We start from the raw sequence: 16,109 nt of genomic DNA, 5'->3' as shown, positions 1-16,109 counted from the left end.
TGTGTCTGTCTGTCCGCGGCGGGGCCGGTGCGACCCTCAGCCCCGCGGCACGAGCATGGCCATCGTGATGCGCGAGACGCACACCAGCTCGCCCGCTTCGTTGGCCAGATCGATCTGCCACACCTGCGTGGTGCGGCCGCGATGCACCGCCCGCGCGGTGCCGGTCACCCAGCCGCTGGTGGCGGCGCGCAGGTGGTTGGCGTTGATGTCCAGTCCCACCGCGCGATGTCCTTCGGGCGAGGCGAAGTAGGCGCCCATCGAGCCCAGCGTCTCGGCCAGCACCACCGACACGCCGCCATGCAGCAGGCCAAAAGGCTGCACCGTGCGCTTGTCCACCGGCACGCGGGCGCGCAGGAAATCGTCGCCGATCTCCACGAACTCGATGCCCAGGTGGCCCACGGCGGTGTTGGGAGACAGCGCATTGAGCGCCGGCAGATCGATGGGCTTTTGCCAGATGGCCATGGCGATGGGACTCGGAATCGTGAAAAACCGCAAAACTATAGCGACGGCCGGCGCAAGCTGCCGGCCTTTCTTCAATGCCTTCGCGCGCCGGCCTACAGCGCAGCGACTGCATGCTCGCTAGGCTCGGCGCTTGCACGCCATGCCGCACGCGCCCACCACCCCTCCCACGCCACCTCGCCATCGCGGCAGGCGCTGGGCCCTGGGCGTCGGCCTGGCGCTGCTGCTGCTCCTGGGCGGCGCGGGCCTGTGGCTGGCCAGCCGGCTGCCCAGCGGCGAGGAACTGGCGCGCCAGGCCGAGCAGGAATTCGAGCGCCGATTCGGCATCGGCCTGCAGATCGGCCAGGCGCACTGGCAGTGGCGGCCTGGGCCGGAACTGGTGTTTGCCGATGTGCGCACCCGCCAGAGCGCGCCGATCACGCTGGCCCGGATCACGGCCCGGCCGCAACTGCGGCCCCTGCTGGATCGACAGATCGCGCTGGATGAGGTGACGGTGCATGACGTGCATCTGCCCAGTGCCTCGGTGCGCGCTTTCCGGGGCCGAGAGGCGCGCGCCGACGACCCGGCCCCCGGCGCCCACTGGCGGCCCGCGGCGCTGCCGCTGGCGCGTTTCGTGTTCAGCCAGTTGCGCTGGGTGGACCGCCGCGGCATCGAGCTGGCCTACGCGGGCCGGATCGACTTCGACCCTGGCTGGCTGCCGCGCACGGCCGTGCTGCAGCGGCCCGGGGCCTCGCCCGAAGCGCAGCTGCGCCTGACGCGCGAGGCCTCGGCGGAGGCCGCCGGCCCCGTCACGCACGCCTGGCAGGTGCAGGCCGACGTGGGCGGCGGCAGCTGGCAGGGCAGGGCGCAACTGCGCGAGCCCGCGCAGCAGGACGGCCCCATGCGCCTGAGCGCCGACCTGCAGTTGCGCGACGTGGACGTGGCCCAGCTGGTGAGCACCTTCGGTCGCAAGCCCGCGCTGCAGGGCCGGGCCAGCGGCCGCACCACCTTGCAGGCCGAAGGCCACCGGCCCGGCGAGCTGCTGCGCAGCCTGCAGACGCGCACCGACTTCCGGGTGGCGCCGGCCACGCTGCTGCGCTTCGACCTGGCCCGCACCGTGCGCACGCTGGGCCAGGAGCGGGCCGGCCAGACGCCGCTGGACGAGCTGAGCGGGAGCCTGCAGACCCAGGCGACCGAGCGCGGCGTGCGCCTGCGCTACCGCGACCTGCACGCGCGCTCCGGCGTGCTGACGGGGCAGGGCCAGTTGCAGGTCTTCAACCGCCAGCTCCAGGGCCGGCTGGCCATCGACCTGGTGGACGGCGTGGTGGGCATGCCGCTGCAACTGGGCGGCACGCTGGACGCGCCGCAGCTGGGCTTCAGCGGCGGTGCGCTGGCCGGTGCCGCGGCCGGCACGGCCGTGTCACCCGGCCTGGGCACGGCGCTGGGCGCGCGGCTGGGCCAGAAGCTGGAAGACTGGTTCGGCGACGAAGAAGAAAAGGCCGACGCGCCCGCCCCGCGCGCCAGGCCCTGAGCGGCTTCAGCCCCTTCACCAAGGGCGCCGGGCTCCTACGCGGATTGCCGGGCTGTCCCACAGCGTGCAAGGGCCGGTTGAGAGACGGTCGAGGGGTGCTCATGACAAGGTGTCGTCGCCTGCCTCCAACAGGCCCGCTGGCGCTGCGGCATGAGCCCCCGGCCGCGCACTGCTGCAGGCACTGCGCGCTGACATTCCATCCAGAGGAGATCACCACCATGTCATCCGCCCGCCCCGACGCTGCCAACGCATTCGCCTTCCCGACGGCCAGCCACCCCGAAGAGGGCGAGAAGGTGCGCACACAGGCCCGCACCCAGCCCGGCGAAGACCAGCTCGATGACGCCATCGCCGAGTCCTTTCCGGCCAGCGATCCGGTGTCCGTCACCGTCAGCCCCGTGCCCAAGGAGCCCCCCGCAGGCGCAGCAGACGCCGCGCACGCGCGCCGGCTGCCGGGCTCCACCGCGGTCTGGGCTGCGGCGCTGCTGTCCACGGCCGCGCTGGGCGTGGGCGCGGCCATGCTGCTGGGCCGGCGCCGGGCCGCGCAGAAAAAACCGCTGTCTTTGCTGAGCCAGGGCCTTCGCGGCGTCTGGTCAGAGGCCGGCAGCCAGGTGAACAAGGCGCTGCCCAAGGCCCAGAAGCTGGGCCGTGGTCAGGTCAAGCACCTCAAGCGCACGCTGCAGGGCGTGCGGCCCTGAGCGGGCCGGTGCCCTGTCAGCGCGGCGCGGCCGGAATGGCCAGGCCGCGCTGCACGGCCGGGCGCGCCACGAAGGCGTCCAACACGCGCTGCACCTGCTTGAACTCGTCGAAGCCCACCAGCTCGCGCGCCTCGTAGAAGCCCACCAGGTTGCGGATCCAGGGGAACAGCGCGATGTCGGCAATGCCGTAGTCGCTGCCCAGCATCCATTCCTTGCCGCTCAGATGCTTGTCCAGCACACCCAGCAGGCGCTTGCATTCGGCCACGTAGCGGTCGCGCGGGCGCTTGTCTTCATAGTCCTTGCCCGCGAACTTGTGGAAGAAGCCCAGCTGGCCAAACATGGGGCCCACGCCGCCCATCTGGAACATCACCCACTGCAGGGCCGCATAGCGGCCTGCCGCGTCCTGCGGGATGAAGCGGCCGGTCTTCTCGGCCAGGTAGACCAGGATGGCGCCCGACTCGAACAGCGCCAGCGGCTGCCCGCCCGGGCCGTCCGGGTCAATGATGGCGGGGATCTTGTTGTTGGGGTTCAGCGAGATGAACTCGGGGGAGAGCTGGTCGTTGCTGCCGAAGTCCACGCGGTGGACCTCATAGGGCAGCCCCAGCTCCTCCAGCAGGATGGAGACCTTCACGCCATTGGGCGTGGGCAGCGAATACAGCTGCAGCCGCTCGGGATGCTGCGCGGGCCATTTCTGCGTGATCGGGAAATCGGACAGCTGAGGGTGGGTCATGGAAACAACTGTGAACACAAAAGGGCCCTCAGGATGCCAGAAGCGGCAGTTTTGCGCGCTGAACGGGCCGCAGGCCGTGCAAGCGCATGTTGCTGAGTGCGACCGGGCGTGGCAGGACGGCTTGGGATGCGCTCTAAATCTTCCTTCATCGGCCAAACTGCGGCCAAAAGCGGGCATTGGGCCTGAACGCTCGAGCGGCTGGAAGCGCCGACGGAGGCTTCCCACGGCGGTGGCAGCCAATGGCGCACAGACTCGGCCGGGACTTCTGCGCACCATGCGCTCTGAGCCGGCTCCCTGTCGGCTCTTTTTTCAAGCGGCCTTGGCGGCCGCATCGGATGAAAGGAAGTCTTGCCATGAAGCGACAACAACACAGCCCGTCGAACTCCCGCCTTGTTCTGGGCGCTCTGCTGGCCGGCCTGCTGGCCGGCCTGCTGGCCGCAGGCGGCGTGGCCCAGGCCCAGGGCCTGAACGTGGGCGTGGGCGCCCAGGTGGGCGCCGGCGTACAGGGCGGCGGCCAGTCGGCGGGTGCCGACGTGGGCGCCCAGGGTGGCGCCAGTGCCCAGGGCAGCGGCGGTGCGGGCCTGGGCGGCGCCGTCGGCAACGTGCTGGGCGGCACCACCAACGCCGTGGGCGGCGCCGTCAACAGCGCCACCGACACCGTGAAGTCGACCACCGGCGCCGTGGGCAAGGCAGCAGGCAGGACCGTGACCCGCACCCAGGGCACCGCGGCTGGCGCAGCCGGTGCTGATGCAAGCGGCCAAGGCAGCGCCAGCGCCCAGGGCGGCGCCGATGCGCAGGCCGGTGGCGGCGCCGCGGCGCAGGGCAGCGGCAGCGCTGCCGGCGGCGTGGGCAGCACCGTCGGGAACGTGGTGGGCGGCACGACCAATGCCGTGGGCGGCACGGTGAACTCGGCCACCGGCACCGTGGGCAAGGCCGCAGGCAAGGTCCGCAACACGGCTGCTGGCGCGGCCGGGGCCGCAGGCTCGGCGGGCGGCGCGCTCAAGGGTGCCGGCGTGGGCGGCAGTGCCGAAGCCCAGGGCAGCGGCGGGGTTCGCGTCGGCCAGTAAGTAAGCAGGCCCATTGCGGCTGACGGAGGGCGGCGCCCCGGGCAGAAGCACTGCCTGGGCGCCGCCCTTCTTTTTGGGGGGTGGGCAATGCGGCCGGCGGCTGCGCGCGTCGCGCAGGCGACCTTCGTCAGGCAAGCCCCGATGCCGCTGACGCCGCCCGCCGCTAGGCTGCGGCCATGAGTCAATCCGCCCCCTTCGTCCCCCAGATCCGCCTGTACCAGAACTGGCTGCGCGACACGCACGGCCTGCAGTTCGACAGCTACGACGCGCTGTGGCGCTGGTCCACCACCGAACTCGACGCCTTCTGGCAGAGCATCTGGGACTACCACGGCCTGCATTCGCCCACGCCGCACAGCGCCGTGCTGGCCGAGCGCCGCATGCCCGGCGCGCGCTGGTTCCCGGGTGCGCAGCTCAACTACGCCCGCGAGGTGCTGCGCCACGTGGACGCGGCGGATGCCGCGGGCTGCCCGGCCATCGTGAGCGAGAACGAGCTGGGCGAAGTGCGCGAGATGGGCTGGCCCGAGCTGCGCCGGCAGATCGCCTCGGTCGCGCTTTCGCTCAAGGCGCTGGGCGTGCAGCGCGGGGATCGCGTGGCGGCCTACATGCCCAACGTGCCCGAAACCATGGTCGCCTTCCTGGCCTGCGCCAGCCTGGGCGCGGTGTGGAGCGTGTGCGCGCCCGACATGGGCACGGCCGCGGTGGTGGACCGCTTCAAGCAGATCGAGCCCAAGGTGCTGATCGCCGCCGACGGCGTGTACTACGGCGCCAAGGCGCTGGACCGCAGCGCCACCGTGCAGCAGCTGCGCGAGGCGCTGCCCAGCGTCCAGAAGCTGCTGCTGCTGCGCACGCCGCACGCGGCCGCGCAGATCGCTGCCGACGCCGACTGGTCGGCCGCCAGCGCGCGCGACGATGCGCAGGTGGCCGCCTTCGAGCCCGAATGGCTGCCCTTCGACCACCCGATCTGGGTGGTGTATTCCAGCGGCACCACGGGCCTGCCCAAGCCCATCGTGCATGGCCACGGCGGCATCATCACCACCATGTACGCCTGCGGCCTGCACAACGACGTGGGCGCCAGCTACAGCGACAACAACCGCGGCGAGCGCTACCACTGGTACAGCTCCACGGGCTGGGTGATGTGGAACTCGCAGCTCTCAGGCCTGGCCTTCGGCGCCACCATCTGCATCTACGACGGCCACCCCGGGGGCAGCAAGGACAAGCCCGACTGGGGCGTGCTGTGGCGCTTCGTGGCGCGCCACAAGGTCACCTTCTTCGGCGCGGGCGCGGCCTACTTCACCAACTGCATGAAGGCGGGGGTGGTGGCCAGCGACTGTGGCGATCTCTCGCACGTGCGCGCCCTGGGCAGCACGGGTTCGCCGCTGGCCGAAGACGTTCAGCGCTGGGGCACGGCCCAGCTCAAGGCCGCAGGCGCGCGCGACCCCTGGTGGTGCAACATTTCTGGCGGCACGGACTTCTGCGGCGCCTTCGTGGGCGGCAACCGCGAGCTGCCCGAAGTGCCGGGCCAGATGCAGTGCCGCCAGCTTGGCGCCGCGGTGGAAGCCTGGAACGAAGACGGCCGGCCCGTCATCGGCGAGGTGGGCGAGCTGGTGTGCGTGCAGCCCATCCCCTCGATGCCGCTGTACTTCTGGAACGACGCCGGCAACGCACGCTACCTGTCTAGCTACTTCGACACCTACCCGGGCGTGTGGCGGCATGGCGATTGGCTCAAGGTGGGCGAGGACGGCGGCTGCGTCATCTATGGCCGCAGCGACGCCACCATCAACCGCCAGGGCCTGCGCATGGGCACCAGCGAGATCTACAACGCCGTCGAGGCGCTGCCCGAGGTGCTCGATTCGATGGTGGTCGACCTCGAATACCTGGGCCGCGACAGCTACATGCCGCTGTTCGTGGTGCTGCGTCCGGGCGTGGCGCTGGACGAGGCCATGCGCAGGAAGCTGGGCGACGCCATCCGCGCCGCGCTGTCGCCGCGCTTCCTGCCCGACGACATCTTCCAGGTGGCCGAGATCCCGCGCACGCTCTCGGGCAAGAAGCAGGAGCTGCCGATCAAGAAGCTGCTGCTGGGCCAGCCGCTGGAGAAGGTGGTCAACAAGGAGGCCATGGCCAATCCGGGCTGCCTGGACTGGTACGTGGCGCTGGCAAAGAAGCACGCGCAGCGCGCGGCGGCCTGAGAAGGTGTGAACGAACCCCACATGTCCGCTCATCCCGCCCAGAGGCGCGCCCTCATCGTTGCAAATGCTCGCCATAGCCCGAGCTATGGCTGCGCTTTGCGCCTCGATGGCGCACCTCTGGACGGTCTGCTCGGCCACGCGGGATTCATTCACACCTTCTGAGCCGGCCACCGGGCATTCACGCTCGGGGATCGAGGCGGGCGCGAGCGCGTGCTGCGCCGTGCGGTCTAATGCCGGGCGGCGGCGCTGGCCCTGCCCGCGCTGCCTCGATCCTCCTTTCTGCGGCCGGCGCCCTGGGGTGCCCGGCTTCCCGCCTGCATGTCTTCCCGATCGGCCACCCTGCGTGGCATTGCCGCGCTGACTCTGGCGCTGTCGCTGAGCCAGTTCTTCCGCGGTTGCCTGGCCGTGATCGCGCCTGAGCTCCAGCGCGACCTGCAGCTCTCGCCCGCGGGCTTCGGCGCGCTTTCCTCCTGCTTCTTCACCGTCTTCGGCCTGGCCCAGGTGCCGGTGGGCATCGCCTTCGACCGCTGGGGCGTGGGCCGGCCCACCCGCTGGCTGCTGGCGCTGGGCACCGTGGCGGCGCTGCTGTTCATGGCGGCGCCCAACGGCCCCACCGCCATGCTGGCGCAGGCGGGCCTGGGCCTGGCCTGCGCACCGGTGTTCATGGGGCTCATGCACTACACACTCGCGGCGCTGTCGGCACAGCGCAGCGTGGCCGTGCTGGGGCGCGCCAATGCCTGCGGCATGCTGGGTGCGCTGGCCGCCACCGCGCCGCTGGGCTGGGCCGCCCATGCCTGGGGCTGGCGCAGCCCGCTGCTGCTGGCCGCCGCGGTGATGGCCCTGGCCTGCGTGGCCGTGTGGCGCTGGGTACGCGACGAGGGCCATGCCGAGGCGCGCGAGGAAAGCGCAGCGCAGATGCTGGGCAGCAGCCTGCGCCTGCTGGGGCAGCCCGCGCTGTGGACGCTGATCCCCTTCTGCGTGGCGATGGCCGCCGGCACCACCTTCCGCAATGCCTGGGGCGGGCCGTACTTCGCCGATGTCTTCGGGCTGCCGGCCGGCACGCGCGGGCTGGCGCTGGCCGTGCTCAGCGGCATGGGCATCGTCACGGCCGTGCTGCTGCCGGTGCTGGTGCGGCGCGGCTCGCTGCGCGGCACCATCTGGCGTGGCGGCGTGGTGGGCCTGCTGGCGGCCCTGTTGCTGGCGCTGGTGCCGGCCTGGGGCCTGGCGCTGAATCTGCCGCTGCTGGCCTTGCTGGTCACCATCGGCATGCTGCATCCGCTGGTGATGACCCACGGCCGCGAGCTGCTGCCGCCGGCCTATCGCGGGCGCGGCCTGGGCGTGCTCAACAGCTTCGTGTTTCTGGGCTCGGGCTTCGCCGCCTGGCTCTTCGGCCAGGTGGCCGATGCGGGCCAGCGCCTGCATTGGGGCGCACCCCACACCTATGCCGCCATCTTCGGGCTGGCGGCGCTGCTGGCGCTGGGCGGCCTGCTGCCCTATCTGCGCAGCCCCGTGCCGCCCTCCGATCTGGCGGCGCGGCGGCGCTGATCGGCGCGGCTACAGCCAGTTGCCGCTGCCCTGCGGCATCTGGATCTGCGTGGCCGGGTCGCTGCCGCCGAAGAAGGCGCCGATCAGCAGGCTGAGCACCGACACGAACAGGCTCGCGAACAGCGCGGTCCAGAAGCCCGAGACGTGGAAGCCGCGCACCAGCGCCGCCACCAGCAGGATCACCAGCGCGTTGATCACCAGCAGGAAGAGGCCGAAGCTCAGCAGCGTCAGCGGCAGCGTGAGCACGATCAAGAGCGGCTTGACGATGGCATTGGCAAAGCCCAGCAGCAGCGCGGCGACGACCAGCGCGCCCGTGCTGTCGAAGCGCACGCCCTTGAAGATGTGGCTGGCCACCCAGAGGGAAAGGGCCGTGATGGCCCAGTGGAGGAGGAAGGGAGCGAGGTTGTCGAGCATGGGCCGATGCTACCGACCCCCTGCCCGCGCGGCGCCCGCCTGCGCTACTTGCGCACCACCAGCGTCAGCAGCGCCGAGGCATCGCTGAGTGCCGTGACGCTGTGGGGCGTCTTGCCCAGCAGGTAGAGCAGCTGGCCGGCCTGCAGCGTCTGGCTTTTGTGGCCATCGGACTGCACTTCGAGCCGGCCCTCGATGCATTGCAGCGTGATCTCGCCGTTCACGCTGTGGGGCGGGAAGACCTCGCCTGCGCGCAGCACGAGGCGAATGACTTCGAGGTCGTTGGATTTGAACAGCGCCGTGGTGCGCTGCGAGGCCAGCCGGCTGCCGAATGGCGTCACGTCCGCGGCCTGTCCAGGTTGGGAGTGTTCGAGTGCCATGGCGCCAGTATGCGCATGGCGCTCCGGCGCGCAAGCCCGGGTGAGCCCGGTGCCCGGAAATTCAGGGGGTCAACGAATGGGCGCCAGCGTGCCCAGCCGATGCGCGCGCCACAGCAAGGTGCCGGCGATGCACAGGTTCAGCGCGTTCCACGCGATGCCGTTGAGGAAGGCCGCGTGGTAGCTGCCCGTGAGGTCGAAGACCTTGCCCGACAGCCAGCCGCCCAGCGCCATGCCCAGCAGTGTGAAGCTGATCACCAGGCCCACGCGGGCGCTGGCCTCGCGCGGGGCGAAGAACTCGCGCACGATGATCGCGTAGGCCGGCACGATGCCGCCCTGGAACAGGCCGAACAGCGCCGACACCACGAACAGCGGCACCATGCCGTCGAAGGGCAGGAACAGCGCCAGCGCCAGCCCCTGCAGCACCGAGCCCAGCAGCAGCGTGCGCAGGCCGCCGATGCGGTCGCAGATCCAGCCCGAGACCAGCCGGCTCACGATGCCGCAGGCCAGCATCAGCGACAGCATCTGCGCCCCGCGCGCGGCGCCGAAGCCCAGGTCCACGCAATAGGCCACGATGTGCACCTGCGGCATGGCCATGGCCACGCAGCAGGCCACGCCGGCGGTGCACAGCAGCGCCTGCGCCACGCCCAGGCTGAAGCCGAAAGGCCGCAGCGCCGCCTGCACGGGCGCGGCCTGGCCGGCCTGAATTGCGGCGGGCGCGGGTTCGTCCAGCGCGGGCGCTCGCTCGCGCAGGCACAGCGCCAGCGCCGCCATGCTGAGTGCGCAGAACAGGCCCAGGCCCACGTAGGTGGGGCGCCAGCCCGCGACCTCCACGAAGTGCTGCACGATGGGCGGCCACACGGCGCCGGCCACGTAGTTGCCGCTGGCGCACACCGCCACCGCGATGCCGCGCCGGCGCACGAACCACAGCGAGGTGTCGGCCACCAGCGGCGCGAACACGGCGCCGCTGCCCAGCCCGATGAACACGGCCTGGATGAGGCCGAAGGCCGTCACGCTCTGCGCGAAGCTGGCCGCGATGAAACCCAGCCCGATGCTGAAGGCGCCGCCAAACAGCGGCCAGGCCACGCCATGGCGGTCGGCCAGCCGCCCCATCAGCACCCCGCCCACGCCAAAGCCGATCATCAGCAGCGTGTAGGGCAGCGAGGCGTCGGCCCGCGCCACGCCGAAGTCGGCCTGCACGGCCGGCAGCACCACGGAGATGACGTACATGCCGCTGCTGCCCACGGTCATGATCAGCAGCGTCACGCCCAGGCGCAGCCAGGCATAGGGCGAATCGGGCAGGTGCGCTCGATCGCGCCGGGCGGGCTGGGTGGGCAGGGCGGTGGACATGTCTCGGGTCGTTGTTGTGGGGCGCTCGCGGGCGCCGGGCCGCCTCGCTCGGCCGCGGCCCAGCGCGCAGTGTGCCCGCTTCATTGACAGCGCGTTGTCACGCACGACCGCACAAGATTCATGAGAACGATTCGTCTTTACATGAACCCGGTAATATCCGTAACAGACCCTGATTCATTGCCTCCAAAGGAAATCTGAATGAGCGCTGCTCAACTGCCCTCCCGTTTTCGCGTTGCGCGCCCCGTGGCCGCCATCGGCCTGGCCCTGCTGCTGAGCGCCTGTGCCACCGGCCCGAGCTTCGAGGCGCCCGCCGATGACTTCAAGGGCCGCATCAGCCTGGTCGACACGCCGGTCGTGGTGCCGGGCACGGAAGTGAAGATCGCCGGCCAGGGCTTCGTGCCCGGCCAGCAGGTGCAGCTGAGCTACGGCGGCGTGGCGCTGGCCGCCCCCGCCACGGCCGACGCCGAGGGCAAGTTCCGCACGGCCTTCACCGTGCCCGCCAATGCGCCGGCCGGCCAGCACCCCGTGGTGGTGAGCGCCACCAAGCCGGCCGCGGCCCTGGTGCATCCGCTGAAGGTTTCGCCCAACGTGCCGCTGTCGGGCCAGGACAAGTTCGCGCTGAGCTCGCAGAAGCTGGTGCAGGGCCTGTACCAGGCGGCCTACAGCGCCAAGACCGACCGCGTCTTCGTCACCTCCGCCGTGGGCCGCCCGCCGGTCACGCAGTCGCAGCTTCTCAAGGTCAATGCGCAGACGCTGGCCGTCGAAGCCGCCGTGACGCCCGCCGCCGCCCCGGCCCGGGCCCCGGCGCCCGGCCAGCAGGCCCGCGCACCCGGCGTCTTCGCCGTCTATGGCGTGGGCGTGGACGACAGCAACGGCACCGTGTGGGTCACCAACACCCGCCAGGACACCGTCGCCGTGTACCGCCAGTCCGACCTGCAGCTGGTCAAGCAGTTCGCGCCCGGCACCGTGCCGCATGCGCGTGACGTGCTGGTCGACGAAGCACGCGGCAAGGCCTTCTCCTCGCCCGTGGGCCATCCGGCCATCAAGGTCTTCGACACCCGCAGCCTGCAGGAGCTGCCCGAGATCAAGGTCCAGACCACGATCAAGGGCCGCGACGCCAAGGACTTCTCGCCCATGAGCATCGACCTGGACCGCGCGTCCGGCAAGCTCTACGCGGTGAGCGGCGCCGGTGAAGTGGCCGTCATCGACACGCGCAGCGGCACGGTCGAGAAGGTCTTCATCGTGGAAGAGATCAAGTCGGGCACCGGCATCGGCATCGACGAGCGCAGCAAGCGCCTGTTCGTCACCGGCCAGGGCAGCGACAACGTCGTGATCGTCGATCCGGCCACCGGCAAGACCTTGCACGACGTGCCCGTGGGCGCCGGCGCGCTGAACGTGGCGGTGGACGCGCCGCGCGGCCTGGCCTATGTGCCCAACCGCGCCGCCGGCACCGTGACGGTGGTCAACACCAACGGCCAGATCGTGGCCAACCTGCCCGGCGGCACGCTGCCCAACCACGCCACCTTCGACGGCAAGGGCAGCATCTATGCCGTGAACAAGGCGCGCGGCGCCGACGACGCGCAAGGCGACCGCATCACGCGCATCTCGCCGCGCTGAGCGGCACTGCGCCGGCCGGGCCTGCAGCGGCCCGCTGGCACGCCAAAGGCACGAGGGCCCCAGCGGGGCCCTCGTCTTTTTTCAGGGCACCAGCCTGTAGCCCACGGCCGTCTCGGTCAGCAGATGCCGGGGCTGCGCGGGCTCCACTTCGAGCTTGCTGCGCAGGTGGCCCATGTACACGCGCAGGTAGTGGCTCTGCTCGCTGTGCGCCGGCCCCCACACCTCGCGCAGCAGCTGGCGCTGGGTGAGCACGCGTCCCGCGTTGGCCACCAGCACCGCCAGCAGCCGGTACTCGGTGGGCGTCAGATGCACTTCCTTGCCCGCACGCCGCACCAGGCGCGCCGCGCGGTCCAGCTCGACCGCGCCTTCGCCTTCGCCAAAACGGAACAGCGGCGCATCGGCGCCCAAGGCCTCCGGGCTGCCTGATGCGCCGGGCACCGCCCCGCGTGGCCGGCGCAGGTTGGCCCGCACGCGGGCGAGCAGCTCGCCAGTGCCGAAGGGCTTGGTCAGATAGTCGTCGGCGCCCGCGTCCAGCGCGGCGATCTTGTCGTCTTCATCGGTGCGGGCCGAGAGCACGATGATCGGCACCGCCGACCAGCCGCGCACATCGCGGATCAGCACGAGCCCATCCCCGTCGGGCAGGCCCAGGTCCAGCACCAGCAGATCGGGCCGCCGCGTGCCGGCCGCCGCCAGCCCTTCGCGCTGCGTGCCGTACTCGTGCACCACAAAACCTTCGGCCTCCAGCGCGCCGCGCACGAAGCGGCGGATCTGGACTTCATCTTCGATCACGAGGGCGGTGGGGGAGGACATCGGGAAAAAAACAGCGGCCGGTGCAGCGGCAAGGAGTCTGCCATGTGCGCTTGCGACCACACCGGCCGGCGCACGCGCAGGCAAAAGGAATACTTTGTCTTACAAATAGTCCTGCGAGCGCATCAACATCAGTAAACAGTTGTTGCAGCAGTCACAGGGCCCGTGCACAGTGGCGCCTCACGAAAGACGCACTGCGGATGAAAGCCTGGCTCCACGAAAAGATTGCGGCGGTGTTCTGGATCACGCTGTCGCTCTACGCCTTCATGGCGGGGCGCGGCACGCCCCTCGAAGGCTACGTCACGACCGCGGCCGGGCCGGTGCTGCTGGTGACGGGCGTGCTGGCGCTTCTGACTTCATCGGGCGAGGAAGGCTGAGTCCGGCGCGCAGGCCTGCGCTTCACTCCAGTGCCGGGGCATCGCGCCGCGGCAGGGTCACGGTGAACACGGCGCCGCCCCCTTCGCCCTCGTTTCCTGGGCCCGCATTGGCCGCACCGATGCTGCCGCCATGCGCCTGCACGATGGCCTTGCAGATCGCCAGCCCCAGGCCCACGCCGGGTGTGGCGGTTTCGGCCTGGCCGCGCGTGAACTTGTCGAAGAGCACCTGTTCACGGCCGCGCAGGTGCGCGGGCAGGCCGGGGCCGTGGTCGCGCACGCTGATCTGCATGGCGCCGGGCAGCGCCCGGGCCGCCACCACGATGGGCGCAGCGCCGTAGCGCGCGGCGTTTTCCAGCAGGTTGACCAGCACGCGCTCGATGAGCACGGCGTCGAATTCGACCAGCGGCAGCTCGGCCGGCACCTGGGTGCGCACGGGCGGCTGCCCGGCCAGCGCGGGCGCGGCGGCGCGGATGGCGGCGCCCACCACTTCCTCCACCGATTGCCAGTCGCGCCGCAGCCGCACGGCGCCGCCGGCCGAGGTGCTGCTTTCCAGCCGCGCCATGTCCAGCAGGTTGCTGACCAGCGCATGCAGGGCCTGGCTCTGGCTGACGATGGCCTGGGCGGCCTGCGCCTGCGCCTCGCTGAGCGCGGGCGGCAGGTGGCGCAGCGTTTCGGCCAGGCCGATGAGGGCCGTCAGCGGCGTGCGCACGTCGTGCGAGAGCGCGCCCAGCAGCGCGTTGCGCAGCCGCTCCGACTCGACGTCCACCACGGCCTGCTGCGCCACCTCCACGTAATGCACGCGCTCGACGGCGATGGCGATCTGCCGCGCCAGCGTCTCGAGCTGCTGCGCCTGCTCGGGAATCAGCAGCCAGCGTGGCCGTTCGGGCCGCAGCGCCAGCACGCCGCGCACCCGCATGGGCGCCGCCAGTGGTATGTAGTGCCAGGGTTGGGCGGCCAGCGTGGCGGTGGCCAGGCCGGCGCTCTGGCCGTGGCGGAAGGCCCAGTCGGCCACGCTGAAGTCGAAGCCTTCGGGCAGCTGCTGTGGCGCGGGGGGCCGCAGGCGGTCGCTGGCGCCGTCGGCGGTGGCGCGCGGATCAGGCTCGCTCAGCAGCACCAGCGCCTGGCCGCCGAAGTGGCGCTGCACGGCGGCGGCGCCCAGCTCGGCGATGCGCGACGGCTCCAGCGCAGCCGACAGTTCGCGCGTGAGCTCGAACAGCGATTGCGCGCGGCGCTCGCGGCTGGCCGACACGCCGGCCGCAAAGCGCAGACCCGCCATCAGCTGCCCCACCAGCAGCCCCACGCCCAGCATCACGCCGAAAGTCATGAGGTACTGCACATCGCTCACCGCGAAGGAGAAGGTGGGCTGGACGAAGAAGAAGTCGAAGGCGATGACGTTGAGCGCCGCCGCCAGCGCCGAAGGCCCGCGCCCGAAGCGCCAGGCCACGCCCACCACGCCCAGCAGGTAGAGCATGACGATGTTGGTCAGCTCCAGCACGCCCGACAGCGGGGTGGCCAGCAGGGTCAGCGCCACGCTGCTGGCCGCGGCCCAGGCATAGGTCGCGCCTTGGCTGCCGCCGCCCGCGCGTGCGTGCGCCTCGTCGGCCAGTTCGGGGCGCGGCGGGCCCAGGCTGGCGCGCGGCAGGCGGCGCGTGCTGTCGCTGGGTGCCACGCACACCAGATCCAGCCCCGGCGCCGCACGCGCCAGGCGCTGCGCGAGTGAAGGCCGCCACAGGCCTCGCCACAGCGCAGCCAGTCGCGCCGCCGACGCGGCGGCCTCGCGCCCCATCACCAGCGTGGCGCAATTGAGCCGCTGCGCCTGCTGCGCCAGGGCGGCGGCCACGTCGTCGGCGCTGAGCACGGCGGTCTCGGCGCCCAGCTCCTGCGCCAGCCGCAGCACGGCCAGGATGCGGTCGCGCCGGGCCGCGGGCAGGCGCGCGAGCGCCGGCGTCTCGACGTAGGCGGCATGCCAGCGCACGTTGAGCTGGCCGGCCAGCCGCGCGGCGGCGCGCACGGTCTGCGCGGCTTCCTCGTTCGGCCCCACGGCCGCCAGGATGGCGCCCGAGGTGTGCCAGGCCGGCGGTGCCGCGCTGGCCGCGCCGGACTGCTCCACGCGCCAGCCGCGCACGTCGTCTTCCACATGCTCGGCCGTGCGGCGCAGGGCGATCTCGCGCAGCGCGATGAGATTGCCCTTGCGGAAGAAGTTCTGCGCCGCGCGTTCGGCCTGCCGCGGCAGGTAGACCTTGCCGGCCGCCAGCCGGGCCGCCATCTCGTCGGCCGTCGCGTCCACCAGCACCACCTCGTCGGCTTCGTCCAGCACGCGGTCGGGCACGGTCTCCTGCACGCGCACGCCGGTGATGGCGCCCACGGTGCCGTTGAGGCTTTCTAGGTGTTGCACGTTCAGCGCGCTCCACACCTCGATGCCCGCGGCCAGCAGCTCCTGCACGTCCTGCCAGCGCTTGGCATGACGCGAGCCCGGCGCATTGCTGTGGGCCAGTTCATCGACCAGCAGCAACTCGGGCCGGCGCGCGAGCGCGGCATCCAGGTCGAACTCGTGCAGCACGCGCTCGCGGTGCGGCAGCTCGCGCAGCGGCAGCGCCTCGAGCCCGGCCAGCAGCGCGGCCGTTTCGGCGCGGCCATGGGTTTCGACCACGCCGATCAGCACGTCGCGTCCGGCCGCGCGCTCGCGCTGCGCGGCGCTGAGCATGGACCAGGTCTTGCCCACGCCGGCATTGGCGCCGAAGTAGATGCGCAGCCGCCCGCGCCCGGCGCGCGCCTGGTCGGCGCGCAGCTGCGCCAGCAGCGCGTCGGGGTCGGGGCGGGTGGTGTCGGCCATGGCGCGGGCAGCTTAGCGCAGAGGCTGTGGATCAGAAGGACTTGGCGAGCGTGACGATGAAGCGCGCCTTGTTCACGGACTGCGCTTGCGCGCCGTAGATGAACGAGCCGTCGCCATACACGTCATAGCCGTCGGCCGTGCTCAG

Annotated in this window: 14 protein-coding genes; 7 read left to right on the top strand and 7 right to left on the bottom strand. The window is 71.6% G+C overall.

Translation table 11 applies throughout. The annotated features are described in order from the left end of the window. Positions 1-36 precede the first annotated feature (36 nt). Positions 37-462: a hotdog fold thioesterase gene (locus tag PGB34_RS22290; protein ID WP_271430312.1), complete on the bottom strand. Its 426-nt coding sequence runs from the start codon at positions 460-462 to the stop codon at positions 37-39. A 139-nt stretch (positions 463-601) separates the two neighbouring features. Here PGB34_RS22290 and PGB34_RS22285 point away from each other — a divergent pair, with 139 nt between their 5' ends. Together PGB34_RS22285 and PGB34_RS22280 are read left to right on the top strand one after the other, a co-directional pair. Continuing rightward, a complete protein-coding gene (locus PGB34_RS22285) occupies positions 602-1,969 on the top strand; it encodes an AsmA-like C-terminal region-containing protein (RefSeq protein ID WP_271430311.1) in 1,368 nt (455 codons plus the stop codon). A 218-nt stretch (positions 1,970-2,187) separates the two neighbouring features. After that, entirely contained in the window at positions 2,188-2,664 is a 477-nt protein-coding gene (locus PGB34_RS22280) for a hypothetical protein (protein WP_271430310.1), read from the top strand. 16 nt (positions 2,665-2,680) lie between these two features. Here PGB34_RS22280 and PGB34_RS22275 read toward each other — a convergent pair whose 3' ends face one another. Continuing rightward, positions 2,681-3,394: a glutathione S-transferase N-terminal domain-containing protein gene (locus PGB34_RS22275; protein ID WP_271430309.1), complete on the bottom strand. Its 714-nt coding sequence runs from the start codon at positions 3,392-3,394 to the stop codon at positions 2,681-2,683. A 353-nt stretch (positions 3,395-3,747) separates the two neighbouring features. On the opposite strand from PGB34_RS22275, the gene PGB34_RS22270 reads away from it, so the two are divergent. From PGB34_RS22270 to PGB34_RS22260, 3 genes are all read left to right on the top strand, one after another. Continuing rightward, positions 3,748-4,461 (top strand): hypothetical protein, encoded by a 714-nt coding sequence (locus PGB34_RS22270; RefSeq protein ID WP_271430308.1) that lies wholly within the window; start codon positions 3,748-3,750, stop codon positions 4,459-4,461. A gap of 176 nt (positions 4,462-4,637) precedes the next feature. Then, positions 4,638-6,647, top strand: a complete 2,010-nt coding sequence (locus PGB34_RS22265; protein WP_271430307.1) for an acetoacetate--CoA ligase — start codon at positions 4,638-4,640, stop codon at positions 6,645-6,647. A 318-nt stretch (positions 6,648-6,965) separates the two neighbouring features. Continuing rightward, positions 6,966-8,192: an MFS transporter gene (locus PGB34_RS22260; protein ID WP_271430306.1), complete on the top strand. Its 1,227-nt coding sequence runs from the start codon at positions 6,966-6,968 to the stop codon at positions 8,190-8,192. A gap of 9 nt (positions 8,193-8,201) precedes the next feature. Here the strand turns inward: PGB34_RS22260 and PGB34_RS22255 are convergent, their stop codons facing one another. From PGB34_RS22255 to PGB34_RS22245, 3 genes are all read right to left on the bottom strand, one after another. Continuing rightward, a complete protein-coding gene (locus tag PGB34_RS22255) occupies positions 8,202-8,606 on the bottom strand; it encodes a phage holin family protein (RefSeq protein ID WP_271430305.1) in 405 nt (134 codons plus the stop codon). Between the two features lie 44 nt (positions 8,607-8,650). Continuing rightward, positions 8,651-8,983 (bottom strand): cupin domain-containing protein, encoded by a 333-nt coding sequence (locus PGB34_RS22250; protein ID WP_271430304.1) that lies wholly within the window; start codon positions 8,981-8,983, stop codon positions 8,651-8,653. 69 nt (positions 8,984-9,052) lie between these two features. Beyond that, complete coding sequence (locus tag PGB34_RS22245; protein ID WP_271430303.1) at positions 9,053-10,330, bottom strand: MFS transporter; 1,278 nt, start codon at positions 10,328-10,330, stop codon at positions 9,053-9,055. 198 nt (positions 10,331-10,528) lie between these two features. Here PGB34_RS22245 and PGB34_RS22240 point away from each other — a divergent pair, with 198 nt between their 5' ends. Further along, positions 10,529-11,947, top strand: a complete 1,419-nt coding sequence (locus PGB34_RS22240; protein ID WP_271430302.1) for a YncE family protein — start codon at positions 10,529-10,531, stop codon at positions 11,945-11,947. Between the two features lie 81 nt (positions 11,948-12,028). Here the strand turns inward: PGB34_RS22240 and PGB34_RS22235 are convergent, their stop codons facing one another. Beyond that, positions 12,029-12,757, bottom strand: coding sequence for a response regulator (locus PGB34_RS22235; protein ID WP_271430301.1), 729 nt, complete (start codon positions 12,755-12,757; stop codon positions 12,029-12,031). A gap of 197 nt (positions 12,758-12,954) precedes the next feature. On the opposite strand from PGB34_RS22235, the gene PGB34_RS22230 reads away from it, so the two are divergent. Continuing rightward, the gene (locus PGB34_RS22230) at positions 12,955-13,131 is read left to right on the top strand and encodes a hypothetical protein (protein ID WP_271430300.1); all 177 of its coding nucleotides are present in this window, start codon (positions 12,955-12,957) and stop codon (positions 13,129-13,131) included. Between the two features lie 22 nt (positions 13,132-13,153). Here the strand turns inward: PGB34_RS22230 and PGB34_RS22225 are convergent, their stop codons facing one another. Then, positions 13,154-15,964 carry a DUF4118 domain-containing protein gene (locus tag PGB34_RS22225; protein ID WP_271430299.1) on the bottom strand — a complete coding sequence of 937 codons (2,811 nt, stop codon included), beginning with the start codon at positions 15,962-15,964 and terminating at the stop codon, positions 13,154-13,156. Positions 15,965-16,109: the final 145 nt, after the last annotated feature.

It is taken from the genome of Xenophilus arseniciresistens (genome assembly GCF_028023875.1).
Taxonomy (GTDB): Bacteria; Pseudomonadota; Gammaproteobacteria; order Burkholderiales; family Burkholderiaceae_C; genus Xenophilus; species Xenophilus arseniciresistens.
Note: the sequence above shows the minus strand (reverse complement) of the source record. Positions and strands in the feature narration are given on the sequence as shown.

Bases quoted from the DNA above. Each gene is read 5' to 3' on its own strand.
- PGB34_RS22290 (WP_271430312.1), bottom strand. From the start codon at position 462: ATGGCCATCTGGCAAAAGCCCATCGATCTGCCGGCGCTCAATGCGCTG.
- PGB34_RS22285 (WP_271430311.1), top strand. From the start codon at position 602: ATGCCGCACGCGCCCACCACCCCTCCCACGCCACCTCGCCATCGCGGC.
- PGB34_RS22280 (WP_271430310.1), top strand. From the start codon at position 2,188: ATGTCATCCGCCCGCCCCGACGCTGCCAACGCATTCGCCTTCCCGACG.
- PGB34_RS22275 (WP_271430309.1), bottom strand. From the start codon at position 3,394: ATGACCCACCCTCAGCTGTCCGATTTCCCGATCACGCAGAAATGGCCC.
- PGB34_RS22270 (WP_271430308.1), top strand. From the start codon at position 3,748: ATGAAGCGACAACAACACAGCCCGTCGAACTCCCGCCTTGTTCTGGGC.
- PGB34_RS22265 (WP_271430307.1), top strand. From the start codon at position 4,638: ATGAGTCAATCCGCCCCCTTCGTCCCCCAGATCCGCCTGTACCAGAAC.
- PGB34_RS22260 (WP_271430306.1), top strand. From the start codon at position 6,966: ATGTCTTCCCGATCGGCCACCCTGCGTGGCATTGCCGCGCTGACTCTG.
- PGB34_RS22255 (WP_271430305.1), bottom strand. From the start codon at position 8,606: ATGCTCGACAACCTCGCTCCCTTCCTCCTCCACTGGGCCATCACGGCC.
- PGB34_RS22250 (WP_271430304.1), bottom strand. From the start codon at position 8,983: ATGGCACTCGAACACTCCCAACCTGGACAGGCCGCGGACGTGACGCCA.
- PGB34_RS22245 (WP_271430303.1), bottom strand. From the start codon at position 10,330: ATGTCCACCGCCCTGCCCACCCAGCCCGCCCGGCGCGATCGAGCGCAC.
- PGB34_RS22240 (WP_271430302.1), top strand. From the start codon at position 10,529: ATGAGCGCTGCTCAACTGCCCTCCCGTTTTCGCGTTGCGCGCCCCGTG.
- PGB34_RS22235 (WP_271430301.1), bottom strand. From the start codon at position 12,757: ATGTCCTCCCCCACCGCCCTCGTGATCGAAGATGAAGTCCAGATCCGC.
- PGB34_RS22230 (WP_271430300.1), top strand. From the start codon at position 12,955: ATGAAAGCCTGGCTCCACGAAAAGATTGCGGCGGTGTTCTGGATCACG.
- PGB34_RS22225 (WP_271430299.1), bottom strand. From the start codon at position 15,964: ATGGCCGACACCACCCGCCCCGACCCCGACGCGCTGCTGGCGCAGCTG.